Genomic DNA, 15,102 nt, shown 5'->3' with positions numbered 1-15,102 from the left:
GCGCCGCCCCGCCGCACCTGCGGCGCCTCGGGCCGTTACGCCTCCCGCGCCGCCAGGCTGGTCCGCACCGCGCGCACGAGCGCCTGCGCACGCGGATCGGCGGTGACGCCGCGCCGCATACCGTTGGTGACGTAGGCAAAGCCGATGCGCGCCTCCGGGTCGGCGAAGGCGAGGGAGCCACCGCGCCCCGGGTGGCCGAACGAGCCCGGCCCCAGCAGCGGGCAGGCCGGGCCGTGCAGCATGTAGCCGAGGCCGAAGCGGGTGCCGACCACCAGGACCTGGTCCGGGCCCGCCGACTCCTCGGTACGGGCCATCGTCAGCGTCGCCGGGGCGAACAGCCTGCCCCCCGAGCGGGCCGTACGGGCCGAGGGCAGCGGGCCGATCAGCGCCGCGTAGAAGCGGGCCAGCGCCTCGGCGGTCGCCACCCCGCCCGAGGCGGGCAACTCGGCGGCCAGATACGCGGGATCGTTCTCGTCCGGCAGCGGGGTGATCGCGGCGAACGCCCGCCGGGTCAACGACTCGGGGTCGCGATACGCCTCGGCGACCGACCGCTTGGGGCGCAGCCGCGGCCCGTGGGCGGCGGGCGCGGAGAGCGCCTCCACCGTCGCGATCCGGCCCACCCGGCCCCGCTGCTCCTCGGGCAGCCCGAGCCACAGGTCGAGCCCGAGCGGCCGGGCGATCTCCTCGGCGATCCAGCGGCCGATGGTCCGCCCGGTGACCCTGCGCACCAGCTCGCCCAGCAGCCAGCTGTACGTCTGGGCGTGGTACCCGTGCGCCGTACCGGGCTCCCAAACGGGCTGCTGGGCGGCGACGGCCCGCGGCCCTGATATGCCGTCGACGGCCTCGGCGGGGGTCAGCGGGGTGTCGAGCACGGGCACGCCGGTGCGGTGCGCGAGCAGATGCCGCACCAGCACCCGCTCCTTGCCGGCCGCCTTGAACTCCGGCCAGTAGGTGCTGACCCGGCCGTCCAGGTCCAGCTGGCCGCGCTGGTGCAGCAGCAGCGGCACGGCGGCGGCCACGCCCTTGGTGACCGACCGGACGACCTGGGCGGTGTCCTGGGTCCAGGGCTCGGGGCCGCCGTCGGACCCCTCATGGCCATCGGAGTCCTCGGAGTCCGCACGGTCCGTGGACGCCTTACGGTCGTCGGAGTCCGCACGGCCCGTGGGCCCCTTACGGTCGCCGGAATCCTCGCCGCCGTCGGGGTCCTGGCCGCCGTCGGGGGTCTTCGTACCGCCCCACAGATCGACGACCTTCTCGCCCTCCCGGTACAGGACCACGGCCGCGCCGCGCTCGCCGTGCCGGGCGAAGTTCGCCGCGAAGGCGTCCCGGACCGGTTCGAAACCGTCTGCCACCGTGCCCTGGACGTCCACCACTGTCCGACTCCCGCCATGCCGACCCGAGCGTGTGTGCTGCGTTTCTCTTATGGTGCAACGCCCCGCGCGGGAGGATCATGCCGGGGCCGGGCATGATCCCGGCGGACCCGCCGCCATGGGGCGGCGGCGGTCCCGGAGCCGACGGAAGGGGCACACGGTGCGGAGATTCGAGGGCTACGCGGTCATGCTCACCGGCGCGGGGCGCGGGATCGGGGAGGTGACCGCCCGCCGGTTCGCCGACGAGGGCGCCCGGGTGCTGATCACCGACCAGGACGGCGAACGGGCCGCGAAGGCCGCCGCGTCCATACGGGCGGACGGCGGCGAGGCCGAGTCGCTGGGCTGCGACGTGGCCCGGCGGGCGGACGTCGAGGCGGCCGTGGCGCACGCCGTAAGGAGCTTCGGAAGGCTGGACGTCCTGGTCAACAGCGCCCATTCGTGTCACGTCGACACCCCGCTGTTCGAGGACCAGGCGGACGACGAGTGGCAGCAGGACATCGACATCACCCTCGGCGGCGCCTTCCGCTGCTCCCGCGCCGCGCTGCCGCATCTGGCCGCCGCGGACGGCCGGGGCGCGATCGTCAACGTCGGCTCGGTCAACGGCCTCCAGGACTTCGGCAACCACGCCTACAGCGCCGCCAAGGCGGGCCTGGGCAGCCTCACCCGCACCCTGGCCGCCCACGCCGCGGGACGGGGCGTCCGCGTCAACCTCGTGGCTCCCGGGACGATCCGCACCCCCGGCTGGGACGGCCGGGAGGACACCCTGCGCCGCGCCGCCGAGGTCTACCCCCTCGGGCGGGTCGGCGAACCCACCGACATCGCCGCCGCCATCACCTTCCTCGCCTCCTCCGACGCCGCCTGGATCACCGGGATCACCCTTCCCGTGGACGGCGGCATCACGACTACGAACGTGGCGGTGCGCAGGGCCTTCGGTCACTCGGAGACGCCCAGCGAGACATAGTCGTAAGCGCCCTGCCAGGGGTCGCTCGTATAGACGTTGGTCAGATGGGAGCCGCGCCAGAGCACGCTCTTCTGGAACAGGATGGGCAGATACGCGGCGGAGTCGGCGATCCTCCGATTGATCTGCGCGTAGTCGCTCCCGGCCTTTTCCGGGTCCTGTTCGGCGATGGCCGTGTCGAAGAGGTGGTCGATCGTGGGGTCGTCCACCTCCGCGACATTGACGTTTCCGGTGCTCGTGATGAAACGGCTGTCGGCGACCGGTTGCAGAAAGCTCTGACCGGTGGGGAAGTCAGCGCCCCACCGGTAGATGACGATGCCGTATCCCTTCTTCTGCACCACCGGGGGTGCGCCCATCGTCTCGCTGTATCGGGCGCCGTCGATCTGATCGATCTCGGTGTCGATACCGACCTTCCGCAGCGACGACTGGAGCGACTGGGCGACAGCTATATCGGATGGGCGGTTGTTCCGCACCGCGATGGTGGTCGTGAAGCCGTTCGGCTTTCCGCACGCCTTCAGCTCCTCCTTGGCCTTGGTGGCGTTCGTGCCGTCGTTCTTGAGTGCCTCGTACGGGTCGTAGGAGGATTCGGAGCCCCTGATGGAGGGCGGGAGCATATGGGGCGCGACATCACCGGAGAGCACACCGCCCGCAGCGGTTCGCATGTTCTCCCTGTCCGCCGCGTAGAGGACCGCCTTACGGCAATGGGCGTTGTCCAGGGGTTTGACCGAGCGCGGGAGGGCCGCGAACAGCAGCAGCTGGGTGTACGGGTTGTCCAACCGGGACGTGAGGTCGGAGCTGCCCCGGGCCTTGGCGAGGGCGGACCCGGTGAGTCCGGAATATCCCAGGTCCAGGTCGTACTGGCCGGAGAACAGTGCCTCGGCCCTCGCCTGCTCATCGTTGTTGACAGCCACCGTGATCCGGTCGGGAAGAGCGGTGCGGATCGGGTCGGAGGACTGCTTCCACTCGGTATTGCGGACGAGTTCCAGTGACGTGCCCGGCTGGTAGGTGCCGAATTTGTACGGCCCCGAGGAGAACGGCCTGGCCGTGTACTTGTCCTTGGTGTCCTTCTCCTTTTTCACGGGGGATCCGGACGGCGTTGCGAGCATGCGCTCGAAGTCGCCGTTGGCCTTCGGCAGTGTGAAGACGATGGTCCTGTCGTTCGGGGTCTTGATGGCCTTCAGGCCGAGCTTGTCCTTGTACGGCCCTTTGTAGGTGAGGTCCGGATCGAGCGCCTGCTGGAGGAAGATCGGACCACCCGAGATCTCGTCCTGGGCCCAGACCCGCTCGATCCCGTATTTGATGTCATAGGACGTGATCGGGGAGCCGTCCTCCCAGGTGATCCCCTTGCGCAGGGTGTAGGTGTACGTCTTACCGCCGTCGGTCACCTCGGCCGTCTTCTCCGCGAGGTCGGGGACCAGTTCGGCGCCGTCCTTACCGGGTTTGGGGGCGTAGGTGACCAGTTGGCGGGCGTAGTAACGGGAGAAGTTCCAGATGTAGCCGTAATAGGTGCGCTGGGGGTCCCATGAATCCGCGTCGTACTGGCTGATGAACTTCAGCGTTCCGCCCGGTTTCGTCGAGGCGTTGACGACGGCGCCCTTGGTCGCGGCGTTGTACCCGGAGGTGGGGCCCGGCTTCGGCTTGCCGGACGACTTCGAGGTGTCGCGCCCGGTGTTGTGCCCGGAGTCGTCGTGGGACGAGTCCTTCATCCAGGACATCGCCAGGGGCACCCCAGTGGCCACCAGGGCCACGAAGAGCGCTCCCGCCAGCCCGTAGGTGACGGCGCGGCGGCGGCCCCGGGAGGCGCCGCCGGGGGAGGGGAGCGGGGCGGGCGACGGCAGGGCCATCGGCGACCAGGTGGGCATCGGCGGCACGGCGGGCAGCGGCGTGGGCGGCGGCGTCGGCTCGTGGCCGTACGGCGCGGGCGGCGGCGTCGGCTCGTGGCCGTACGGCGCGGGCGGCGGCGTCGGCTCATGGTCGTACGGCGGGGGCGGCGGGCCGAAGCCGGGCGGTGCCCAGGCGGCGTTGCGGGCCAGGGCGAGCCCGCCCGCCGTATTGCGGTCGCGCTTCTGCGGCAGCGGCCGCCCCTTGGCCCGCAGCGCCGCGTACACCGCCGCGTAGACCGTGTCCAGGTCCAGCAACTCCGGCCCGCCCGGCACCCCTTCGCGCAGCAGCCGCAGCAACTCGCCCGTGAAGGCCGTATGGGTCTCACCGGGCGGGGCGAGCGCGAAGCTGGTGTCGGGGACGGAGGCGAGCAGATAGGTGCCCTCGATCTCCACCTGGTCGATGACCGCCTCGGCGGCCGCCGCGCTCATGAAGCCGAGCACGCGTCCGCTGAAGCAGCAGTCGAGCAGCATCACCTGGCGCCCGGCCCGCCCGTCCAGCACGACGTCGCGCAGCGTGCCGTACGGCAGTCCGGTGTACGAGCGGTGCTGTATGGACCCCGTCAGCCCCAGGAAGAGCTCGCCGCGGCGCGGTTCCACGAGCCCGTGTCCGGCGAAGTACACCAGCAGGGTGTCCGTGGCCTCCTCGGCCGCGGTCCGGACGGCCTCGAGGACCTCGACCGCGGTGCCGGGGTCCTCGATGACCGTGCAGTGCTCGGGCGCCAGCCCCCAGGAGCCGGGGGCGCACAGGGCCGCGGCCAGCGCGCTCAGGTTGTTGGCCACCGCCGGGATCTGCTCCAGGTGGGCATAGCGGCTGGTGCCGATGAGCACCGCGCGGCTGGCGGCCGGGTCGGGCAGAACGGCCACGGCTACCGCCCTTCTCCGCCGCCCTGACGATCCGGTTCCGGTTCCCGTTCCGGTTCCGGTTCCGGTTCGGGTTCCCGTTCCGGTTCGGGGGCGGCCGGGCGCTCCAGCGCGTCGATCAGCCGCCGCAGCTCCTCGTCGCCGCCGCTGTCGATGTCGACCGTAAGGTCGCCACGGCGCACGGTGATCCGTGGGCCGTGCGGCCGCGTCCGCCGCCAGGTGGACAGCGCCAGCGCGAAGGAGGCCGCGCTCCAGGCGTTGTCGGTGACCAGCTGCAGCACATCGGTGAGCACGCCCATCTGGCCCGGCGACGGCTCGGCCTGGACCAGCTCCACCCGGACGCCACGGCGCGCGCCCGGATCCCGTCTCAGCCAGTCGTGGAGCGAACGGAGCTCCGCCTCCCCACCGCTCACCGCTACGTCGATCCGCACCAAGTCCCCCTTGTGACGACGGTCTCCCGATTCTGTCCTACTCAGGGGCATTCGCGCAGGATCAACGAAGAGCGGGAGTAGCGGGCGGTCAACCCGCGTGCAGCATCAGTCCGATGCCCGCCACCATCAGCCCCGCCGCCGCGATCCTCGGACCGCCGAACCGCTCCTTGAAGAACAGCGCCCCGATCGCCGCGCCCACGATGATCGACGATTCGCGCAGCGCCGCGATCGGGGCGAGTTCGGCCCGGGTCTGGGCCCACAGGACCAGACCGTAGGCGGCGACCGACAGCAGCCCGCCGAGCAGCCCGCGCGCCGCGACCGGCCGTAGCTGCCCCAGGAGCGCACCGCGCCGGATCATCAGGGCGCAGAGGGGGATGGCGAAGCCCTCCAGGATCATCAGCCAGGCGATGTAGCCGGGTGGGCTGCCGGAGGCGCGCACCCCCAGACCGTCCACGACGGTGTACGCGGCGATGGACAGACCGGTGGCGATGGCGGCCGTAAGGGCGAGCCACTGCGGTGTGCCCCCGCCGCTCTCCCCGCTTCCCTCGCGCTCGGCGTGGCGCGACCCCCTGATGCCCCACAGCGCCACGCCCACCAGCCCCGCCGAGGCCAGCGCGATGCCCGCCGCCTGCCAGCGGTCCGGCCGCTCGCCGACGAAGACCGCGGCGGCCACGGTCACCACCAGCGGGGCGGTGCCGCGCGCGATGGGGTACATCTGGCCGAAGTCGCCCAGGTGGAACGAGCGCATGAGCAGCAGCTGATAGACCACATGGATGGCCGCGGAGGCCAGCAGATACGGCCAGGCGTCCGCCGCGGGCAGCGGGGCGAACGGCAGCAGCGCCAGCCCGCACAGCGCCCCGCCGCCGCCCACCAGGGTGAAGGCGAGCAGCTGGTCCCTGATGCCGTGCGCGATGGCGTTCCAACTGGCGTGGGTGACGGCCGCGATGAGCACCGCGGCCGCGACCAGCGGGGTCACGCGGACCGCTCGCGCACATCCACCAGCGTGCCCTCGGCATGCGCGATCAGGGTCTTGGGGTCGAGCGGGAAGACGGTGTGGGGATCGCCCGCCGCGGCCCATACGGTCTCGTGGTCCAGCAGCCGGCGGTCGGCGAGGACGCGGGTACGGGTGCGGTGGCCGAAGGGCGGCACCCCGCCGATGGCGTAGCCGGTGGTCTCCCGCACCAGCGCCGCGTCCGCCCGGCGGACGCTCCCGGCGCCCAGTTCACGCCGTACGAGTTCGACGTCGACCCGTGACGCCCCGTCCATCAGCACCACCACCGGCTGTCCGTCCGCCTCGAAGACCAGCGACTTGACGATCTGGCCCAGCTCACAGCCGATCGCCGCGGCGGCCTCGGCGGCGGTACGGGTGGCGTCGGGGAACCGGCGCACCTCGACGTCCAGGCCGAGCTCGCGCAGGGCGTCGGCGAAGCGGGGGTGGGCGGCGTTGTCAGGGGTGGAGTCGACCATGGACCGACGCTATCGACGCCCACGCGGCCCCCGCCAGGACTTTTCCCGTCGGTGGCCTCCGGGCCCCGCTGACGGTTGGCCTCCAGACCCCGCTGACGGTTGGCGTCCGGGCCCCGCCGACCGGCGGCGTCCGGGCCCCGCTGACCGCCGGGCCGGCCGAACACGAAGGAGCCGGGCGGGCGCTCGAAGCGCCCGCCCGGCTCCCGGGGCCGTACCGCGGAGGGTCAGCCCGCGCGCAGCAGGGCCGCCACGATCGGTCCCGCCGTGTCGCCGCCGTGGCCGCCCTCGGGGACCACACCGGCGGCCGCGACGTCGTCGCGGTACGCGCTGAACCAGCCGTTCGGCTTCTCCTGGTTGTCCACCTCGGCCGAGCCGGTCTTGGCGCCGAAGTCACCGCTCATCCCGGCCATCGCCTCGGCGGCGGTGCCCGAGGTGGCCGTCAGCTTCATCAGCTTCTTCAGCTGGTCGTGGGTGCTGGACTTCATCGTCCTGCTCGCCTTGGCCAGCGTCCGGTCGTCCAGCGACGGCGAGACCAGGTACGGCTGGCGGAAGGTGCCGGTGGAGGCGGTGGCCGCGACCGACGCCATGTTGAGCGGGTTCATCCGCACACCGCCCTGGCCGATCAGCGAGGCGGCCTTGGAGGCCGCGGACTGCACCGGCACCGAGCCGTCGAAGGTGGGCACGCCGGTCTGCCAGTTGAGCCCGATGCCGAAGACGTCCCGGGCCTCCTTGCTCAGGTCGTCGTCCTTCAGCTTCCCCGCCTGGCTGATGAAGGCCGTGTTGCAGGAGCGGGCGAAGCTCTGCTCGAAGGTGCCGTTCTTGATCTCGAACTTCTTGTCGTTCTGGAACTTCCAGCCGCCGTAGGAGAAGTACTTCGGGCACGGATGCGGCTTGCCGTACGCCGCCAGGCCCTTGTCCATCAGCGTCGTCGAGGTGATGATCTTCATCGTCGAGCCGGGTGCGTACGAGCCCTGGAAGGCGGTGTTGAAGCCGCTCGCGGGGGAGTTGGCCAGCGCGAGGATCTCACCGGTGCTGGGCTTGACCGCGACCACCGACGCCTTGGTGCGCTTGCTCACCTGCTGCTCGGCGGTGCGCTGCAGCGATGCGTCGATCGTGGTGCGGAGCGTGCCCGGGGTGCCCTTGGAGAGCACCTTGAGGGTCTTGTCGGGGGACTTGGAGCCCTTGGCGCGCTGGATCCAGGTCTCCACGCCCGCCTCGCCGCCCGCCTTCTTGCCGTACCGCTCGCGCAGCGCGGCCAGGACGGTCTTGAGGGTCGGGTGCTCGGAGGCGGTCAGCTCCTTGCCGTCGCGGTCCACCGCCTTGATCGGCGGGGCCTCGGACGCCCCGGTCTTGAGCGTGTCGCCCTCGGCGAGGTCGGGGTGCACCACGGAGGGCTTCCAGGCGACGACCGGCTTGCCGGTCTTGGTGTCGCGGGTCACGGTCAGCGAGGATTCATACGTCCAGGGGATGCTCTCACCGCCGGAGGAGAGCTGGGCGTTGACCGAGAACGGCACCTTGGCGCCGCTCGCCTGCCCCGCGTCCAGCGTCACCTTGGCCACCTTGGCCTTCGTGCGGTAGCCGCTCAGCGCCGTGGTGGCCGCGCCGCTGTCGTCCGTCAGGGCGGCGGCCTTCGCCGTCTCGCCCGCCGACCAGGCCGCCAGGAACGCGTGGGCGGTGGTCTTGACCTCGGCCGCGCTGGGCGGGCCGGTCTTCACCTTCTTCAGGGACGGCTTGTCGTCACCCGAGCCGGCGCTCGCACCGTCCTTCGGGCCGGCTGAATCGTCCTGGCCGCTGCCGCAACCGGCCACACCGACCATGGCGGCGAACACCGCACCGACGATCGCGGCTCTCGCGCCACTCCGCATTTCAGAACCCCCACACTGTGTTCTCGGTTCCCCCCATCAGTCGATGGGGGCCGCGGTGCCCGGCACTCTACCGGCACCACGTGAAGCCCCCGCGCCCTCACCGTAGAGGGTGCGGGGGCCGTGGCCGGATCCATGCGGTGGGCCGGGGGCCGAGCCGGGGTCAGATCCAGGTATCGAGCCACATCCGGGCGCGCCAGGCGTCCATGGGGATCGTCTGGCCCGTGTACAGCGGGAAGAAGTAGATGAAGTTCCAGATGATCAGCAGGACGAGGGCGCCCGAGCCGACCGCGCCGATCACCCGGCGGGTCTCGCTCGCGCCCGGTGGCCCCAGCAGCGCGCCGATCATCATCGCCACCCCGAGGCACAGGAAGGGCACGAAGACGACGGCGTAGAAGGAGAAGATCGTCCGGTCCTGGTAGAGGAACCACGGCAGATAGCCCGCGGCGATCCCGCACAGGATCGCGCCCGCCCGCCAGTCGCGCCGCAGCGCCCACCGGAACAGCAGGTACAGCAGCGCGAAACAGGCCGTCCACCACAGCAGCGGGGTGCCGATGGCCAGCACCTCGCGGGCGCACTTCTCGGCGGCGTCCTTGGGGCAGCCCTCCTGGCCGGCCCGCGGGGACTCGTAGAAGTACGAGACCGGGCGGGACTGGACCAGCCAGCTCCACGGATTGGACTGGTAGACATGCGGCGAGTCGAGGTTGACGTGGAACTTGTAGACCTCGGACTCGTAGTGCCACAGGCTGCGCAGCGGGTTGAGCAGCCAGTCGAAGGCGCCGCCGGTGCCGTAGCCGCCGCCGTCCGGCTTGTCGGACTCGGCCCAGTGGCGGAAATAGCCGCTGTGCCGCCAGCCGCGCCCCCGGTCGTAAGTGCCGCTCGCGGTGAACCAGCCCGACCAGGAGGCGATGTACGTGAGGATCGCCACAGGCACCAGTGAGACGAACGCCCCGCCCAGATCGCGCCGCAGCACCGCCCGGTAGGGGCGGAGGGCGCCCGCGGTGCGGCGGCTGCCCACGTCCCACAGGACGGTCATCAGGCCGAAGGCCGCCAGCACGTACAGCCCGTTCCACTTGGTGCCGATGGCCAGGCCCAGCAGCACCCCGGCCGCGATCCGCCACGGCCGCGCGCCCAGCTTCAGGCCCCGGGCGACCGCCGGGTCCGGCCGCGCCGTGCCGTCCTCACCGGCCGGCAGCGCCGCCGCCAGCCTGGCGCGCGCCCGGTCCCGGTCGACGAGCAGACAGCCGAAGGCGGCCAGCACGAAGAACATCACGACCAGGTCGAGCAGCGCCGTGCGGCTCATCACGTAGTGCAGCCCGTCCACGGCCATCAGCGCGCCCGCGAGGCAGCCGAGGAAGGTCGACCGGAACAGCCGCCGCCCGATCCGGCACAGCATCAGCACCGAGAGCGTGCCGAGCACCGCGACCATGAACCGCCAGCCGAACGGATGCAGCCCGAAGAGCTGCTCGCCGAACCCGATCACCCACTTGCCCACCGGCGGGTGCACCACATACGAGGCCGCGTCGCTGAGCGGGATGTGCTGCGGGGTGTCGAGGATCCGGTCGTTGGCGGATTTCGGCCAGGTGCCCTCGTAGCCGTACTCCCAGATCGACCAGGCGTCCTTGGCGTAGTACGTCTCGTCGAATATGACGTTGTCCGGGCTGCCCAGATGCCAGAAGCGGGTCAGACCGGCGCACAGCGCGACGAGCAGCGGACCGCCCCAGCCGCTCCAGCGGGCGATTCTGGCCGCCGCCGAGGGGGTCGCGCCGAGGATCTCCCAGAGCCGGGTGCCCGGCTCCGCGTACGGCGGGACCAGCCGCTCCCGTACGCCGGGCCTGGTCTGGCCCGCGTATCCGAAACGGCGCAGCCGGAGCTGCCAGGCCGGCGGCTGCTGGCCGGTGGCTTTGCCCGGCTGGGCGTGGGTCGCGGTGTCACTGCTCACCGGGCCATCGTAGGGAAGCGGTCTGTGAGTGTGGCGGGGAAAGGCGGCGAACGGGGATTCGTGCCCGGGGCGGCGGCCTCGGGCGCGAGCCCGCGGTTGCCTCGGGGGCGAGCCTGCGGTTGCCTCGGGGGCGAGCCCGCCGCCGCCTCGGGGTCGATCCCGCGGTCGGTCGTGGCCGGTCGCGGGGCCCGCCGCGCCCGGCTGCGAGGATGGGGGCGTGACTGGAACGCTCGTACTGGCAGGGACCCCCATCGGCGACACGGCGGACGCGCCCCCGAGGCTGGCCGCCGAACTCATGGCCGCCGATGTGATCGCCGCCGAGGACACCCGGCGGCTGCGCCGCCTCACCCAGGCCCTGGAGGTGCGCCCGGCCGGCCGGGTGGTGTCCTACTTCGAGGGCAACGAGTCGGCCCGCACGCCCGAGCTGGTCGAGTCCCTGGTCGGCGGCGCCCGGGTGCTGCTGGTCACCGACGCGGGCATGCCGTCGGTCTCCGACCCCGGCTACCGGCTGGTGGCCGCCGCCGTGGAGCGCGGGATCACCGTCACCGCCGTGCCCGGCCCGTCCGCGGTGCTCACCGCGCTGGCCGTGTCCGGGCTGCCGGTGGACCGCTTCTGCTTCGAGGGGTTCCCGCCGCGCAAGGCGGGGGAGCGGCTGACGCGGCTGCGCGAGGTCGCCGACGAGCGCCGCACCCTGGTCTGGTTCGAGGCCCCGCACCGGCTGGACGACACGCTCGCGGCCATGGCCGAGGTGTTCGGCCCGGACCGCCGCGCCGCGGTGTGCCGGGAGCTGACCAAGACGTACGAGGAGGTGCGGCGAGGCCCGCTGGCCGAGCTGGCCGCCTGGGCGGCGGAGGGCGTGCGGGGCGAGATCACCATCGTGGTCGAGGGCGCCCCCGCGCCCGGCCCCGAGGAGGCGGGCCCCGCCGAGCTGGCCCGCCGGGTCGCGGTGCGCGAGGAGGCCGGTGAGCGCCGTAAGGAGGCCATCGCGGCGGTGGCGCAGGAGGCCGGGGTGCCCAAACGGCAGGTGTTCGACGCGGTGGTGGCGGCGAAGAACGCGACGGGAAGCACGCCACGCGAAGGTAAAGCCCTGTAGCGAAAAGCAAAGCTCAGGTTAGTAGCCGGGCAGTTGCTCGCCAGTTTCTCCATGGCCGTTGCCAAATCTCGCTCAAAGAGAGGGAAGAGCCCGTGCGGTGGCGCCGGGAAAGGCGTCCACTGGTTGTGGAAGACCTGGGGCGATCCCATCCCGAAAGACTTGTCCTGTGTGACAAGAGGAGCTGCCATGAGCGATATAGCGGGAACCTCGAGCGGTGCTCATCCGATAGCCGCCCACACCCCCTCCGGTCAGTCCGGCGAGGTGGCCCACGAGGCGTACGCCTTCGCCTGCATGAAGTGCGGGCACGGCTGGGAGCGGGCGTACGACATCGAACACCACGTGGACGGCGAGGGCCGCGCCTTCGTCGTCTACTTCACCGACGGCCGGCGCGTCCCGTCCCCGCTGACGAGCCCCGACTGCGTCAACTGCGGTGCGCATCTGGTGCGGATCATGCGCTCGGGTCAGGTCTCCTCCGTCCTGGAGAGTGCGCGGCGCGGGAGGCCGCACACCACCCGGGACCGGGAGGACGGCACCGGCGCGCCGGACACCGAGGCGGACGCCGCGCCGGACCGCGCACCGGAAAACGAGGGCCCCGCGCGACGCCGTGGGCACCATTGGCACCTTCCGAATCTGCTGCATCCCTTTCAGCACCACCGCGACTGAGTACGATCCGGTTCATATGAGCTGTTTCACATGAGCCGGTTCGAGTGGGTTCGCATGAGCCTGTTCGCGTGAGTCGGTTCACATGAACCAGTTCACATGAGCCGGTTCACATGAGCCGGGCGCGGGTCAACTGAGCGGCCGGACGCGATTCACCGGACATTCACCGGGATTCATAGAATCGCGCCTATGGCGAAAACAGCATCGACCCCCGGCGGCAGTGGCAAGGCGAGCGGCGCGCAAAAGGAAAAGGACGCGCCCCCGCCGCCGCCGGAGCCCCTGCGGATCCCGGTCGCCGATTCCCACACCCACCTGGACATGCAGTCGGGCACCGTCGAGGAGGCACTGGCCAAGGCCGCCTCGGTGGGCGTCACGACCGTCGTCCAGGTGGGCTGTGATCTCGCCGGGTCCCGGTGGGCGGCCGAGACCGCGGCGGCGCACGAGAGCGTCTGGGCCACGGTGGCCCTGCACCCCAACGAGGCGCCGCGCATCGTCCTGGGGGACCCTGACGGCTGGTCCCGGCAGGGGGCCAGGGAGCCCGGCGGCGACGCCGCCCTCGACGCGGCGCTCGACCAGATAGCGGCCCTCGCCGCGCTGCCCCAGGTGCGGGGCGTGGGCGAGACCGGTCTGGACTACTTCCGCACCGGCCCGGAGGGCATGGCCGCCCAGGAGCGCTCGTTCCGCCGCCACATCGCCATCGCCAAGGAGCACGGCAAGGCGCTGGTCATCCACGACCGCGAGGCCCACGACGACGTGCTGCGGGTGCTCGCCGAGGAGGGCGCGCCCGGGACCGTCGTCTTCCACTGCTACTCCGGTGACGCGGCCATGGCGAAGATCTGCGCCGAGCGCGGCTACTACATGTCGTTCGCGGGCAACGTCACCTTCAAGAACGCCCAGCCGCTGCGCGACGCCCTCGCCGTCGCCCCGCTCGACCTCGTCCTCGTCGAGACCGACGCGCCCTTCCTGACCCCCGCCCCCTACCGCGGACGGCCCAACGCTCCGTATCTGATTCCGCTCACCCTGCGGGCCATGGCCGAGGTCAAGGGCGTCCCCGAGGACACCCTGGCGACCGCCGTAGCGGCCAATACGGCACGCGTCTTCGGCTACTGAGGGGTGGTGGCGCTCCGGGGTGGGTGATCACACTGCGTGATGATCTTCCTTTGGAGAGTCACCCCCACTCCGCTACAGTCCCGGACCCAACGCCCTGACCAGTGGACTTGTGGAGTGTTACCGGAGTGTTGTCGTGAGCCGTAGGGCCAGCCACCGCGTCCCGGGCGGCCGTGCCGCCGCCCGCCGAGCCGCCCGGCGCGGCGCCACCGGCCGGACCGACCCGATGCGCCGGCTGCTGCCGCAGGCGATGGTGGTCGCCGCCCTGGCCGGCGGCACCTCCGCCTTCGTCGCCCAGGACAAGGCCGTACGGCTCAGCGTCGACGGCGACGCGCGCACGTTGCACACCTACGCCGACGACGTGGGCGAGCTGCTGGCGGACGAGGACGTCCACGTCGGCGCGCACGACATCGTCGCCCCCGCGCCCGGGGAGCGGCTCGGCGACGGCGACGAGATCGCCGTCCGCTACGGCCGCCCCGTCACCCTCACCCTCGACGGGGAGCGCCGCCGGGTGTGGACCACCGCCCGCACGGTTGACGGCGCACTGCGCCAACTGGGCGTACGTGCCGAGGGCGCGTATCTGTCCGCCTCCCGCTCCGCGGCCATCACCAGCCGCGGGCTGCTCCTGCACGTCCGCACCGAGCGCACCGTCACCTTCCTCGCCGACGGGCGCCCCCACACCGTCCGCACGAACGCGGCCACCGTCGGCGAGGCCCTCGCCGCCGCCGGGCTCACCCTGCGCGGCCAGGACACCACCTCCGTCCCGCGGGACAGCTTCCCGCGCGACGGCCAGACGGTGACGGTGATGCGGATCACCGGCGGCAAGGAGGTCCGGGACCATCCGGTGCCCTTCACCACCATCCGCCGCGCCGACCCCACCCTCCCCAAGGGCACCGAACTCGTGGCCCGGCCCGGCGAGCCGGGCACCCTGCGCATCACCTACCGGGTGCGCAGCGTCAACGGCGTACGGCAGCGGCCGCGGAAGATCGACAGCGAGATCGTCAAGGCGCCCGTGGCCCGGATCGTGCGGGTCGGCACCATGACGGTGCCCACCGGCGTCGGCGGCCCGGCGGACGGGCTCAACTGGCGGGCGATGGCCCGCTGCGAATCGGGCGGCCGGCCCGACGCGGTCGACGGCTCCGGCCGTTACGGCGGCCTCTACCAGCTCGACCAGGGCACCTGGCACGCCCTCGGCGGCCACGGCCGCCCCCAGGACGCGCCCCCGTCCGAGCAGACCTACCGCGCGAAGAAGCTCTACCAACAGCGCGGCACCAGCCCTTGGCCCAGCTGCGGCGCAAAGCTGCATGGGTGAGGGGGCGGCTTGGGTGCTCCTGGTTGAGTGCCTGCGGTGGGGTGCTCCTGGGTGGGTGCTCGGTCGGGTGCCCGCGGTGGGGTGCTCCCGGGCGGGTCCTCGGTCGGGTGCCTGCGGTGGGGCGCTCCCGGGCGGGTGTCCGTGGTCGGGTGCCCG

The 15,102-nt window shown here is 72.3% G+C and carries 12 protein-coding genes; 5 read left to right on the top strand and 7 right to left on the bottom strand.

Features of this window, described 5'->3' with window-relative positions; translation table 11 throughout:
* Positions 1-35 precede the first annotated feature (35 nt).
* Entirely contained in the window at positions 36-1,373 is a 1,338-nt protein-coding gene (locus IEJ02_RS22325) for a serine hydrolase domain-containing protein (protein ID WP_191066472.1), read from the bottom strand.
* A gap of 157 nt (positions 1,374-1,530) precedes the next feature.
* Between IEJ02_RS22325 and IEJ02_RS22320 the strand changes: the two genes are divergently transcribed.
* On the top strand, positions 1,531-2,331 hold the full coding sequence (locus tag IEJ02_RS22320; RefSeq protein ID WP_191066471.1) for an SDR family NAD(P)-dependent oxidoreductase: 801 nt from the start codon (positions 1,531-1,533) through the stop codon (positions 2,329-2,331).
* Here IEJ02_RS22320 and IEJ02_RS22315 read toward each other — a convergent pair.
* The 6 genes from IEJ02_RS22315 to IEJ02_RS22290 all read right to left on the bottom strand — a co-directional run bounded on the left by IEJ02_RS22315 (position 2,304) and on the right by IEJ02_RS22290 (position 10,774).
* The gene (locus IEJ02_RS22315) at positions 2,304-5,075 is read right to left on the bottom strand and encodes a caspase, EACC1-associated type (RefSeq protein ID WP_191066470.1); all 2,772 of its coding nucleotides are present in this window, start codon (positions 5,073-5,075) and stop codon (positions 2,304-2,306) included. The two genes, IEJ02_RS22320 and IEJ02_RS22315, sit on opposite strands and share 28 nt — an antisense overlap.
* A 2-nt stretch (positions 5,076-5,077) precedes the next feature.
* Entirely contained in the window at positions 5,078-5,503 is a 426-nt protein-coding gene (locus IEJ02_RS22310) for an effector-associated constant component EACC1 (RefSeq protein WP_191066469.1), read from the bottom strand.
* 88 nt (positions 5,504-5,591) lie between these two features.
* Positions 5,592-6,479, bottom strand: a complete 888-nt coding sequence (locus tag IEJ02_RS22305) for an EamA family transporter (RefSeq protein WP_191066468.1) — start codon at positions 6,477-6,479, stop codon at positions 5,592-5,594.
* Positions 6,476-6,970: a YbaK/EbsC family protein gene (locus IEJ02_RS22300; RefSeq protein ID WP_137979238.1), complete on the bottom strand. Its 495-nt coding sequence runs from the start codon at positions 6,968-6,970 to the stop codon at positions 6,476-6,478. The genes IEJ02_RS22305 and IEJ02_RS22300 overlap by 4 nt, the downstream gene beginning before the upstream one ends.
* Positions 6,971-7,194: 224 nt before the next feature.
* The gene (locus IEJ02_RS22295) at positions 7,195-8,835 is read right to left on the bottom strand and encodes a penicillin-binding transpeptidase domain-containing protein (protein ID WP_191066467.1); all 1,641 of its coding nucleotides are present in this window, start codon (positions 8,833-8,835) and stop codon (positions 7,195-7,197) included.
* A gap of 160 nt (positions 8,836-8,995) precedes the next feature.
* The gene (locus tag IEJ02_RS22290) at positions 8,996-10,774 is read right to left on the bottom strand and encodes a dolichyl-phosphate-mannose--protein mannosyltransferase (RefSeq protein WP_191066466.1); all 1,779 of its coding nucleotides are present in this window, start codon (positions 10,772-10,774) and stop codon (positions 8,996-8,998) included.
* Positions 10,775-10,991: 217 nt separating this feature from the next.
* On the opposite strand from IEJ02_RS22290, the gene rsmI reads away from it, so the two are divergent.
* The 4 genes from rsmI (at position 10,992) to IEJ02_RS22270 (ending at position 14,946) form a co-directional block, all read left to right on the top strand.
* Positions 10,992-11,867 carry a 16S rRNA (cytidine(1402)-2'-O)-methyltransferase gene (gene rsmI, locus IEJ02_RS22285; protein ID WP_191066465.1) on the top strand — a complete coding sequence of 292 codons (876 nt, stop codon included), beginning with the start codon at positions 10,992-10,994 and terminating at the stop codon, positions 11,865-11,867.
* Between the two features lie 186 nt (positions 11,868-12,053).
* Positions 12,054-12,530, top strand: a complete 477-nt coding sequence (locus IEJ02_RS22280; protein ID WP_137979243.1) for a hypothetical protein — start codon at positions 12,054-12,056, stop codon at positions 12,528-12,530.
* A gap of 186 nt (positions 12,531-12,716) precedes the next feature.
* Positions 12,717-13,637 (top strand): TatD family hydrolase, encoded by a 921-nt coding sequence (locus IEJ02_RS22275; RefSeq protein WP_191066464.1) that lies wholly within the window; start codon positions 12,717-12,719, stop codon positions 13,635-13,637.
* A 109-nt stretch (positions 13,638-13,746) separates the two neighbouring features.
* A complete protein-coding gene (locus IEJ02_RS22270; protein ID WP_317985875.1) occupies positions 13,747-14,946 on the top strand; it encodes a resuscitation-promoting factor in 1,200 nt (399 codons plus the stop codon).
* Positions 14,947-15,102 lie beyond the last annotated feature (156 nt).

This window comes from Streptomyces sp. 5-10 (assembly GCF_014712245.1).
GTDB lineage: Bacteria > Actinomycetota > Actinomycetes > Streptomycetales > Streptomycetaceae > Streptomyces > Streptomyces violaceusniger.
This window is presented reverse-complemented; position numbering and strand designations above follow the sequence as displayed.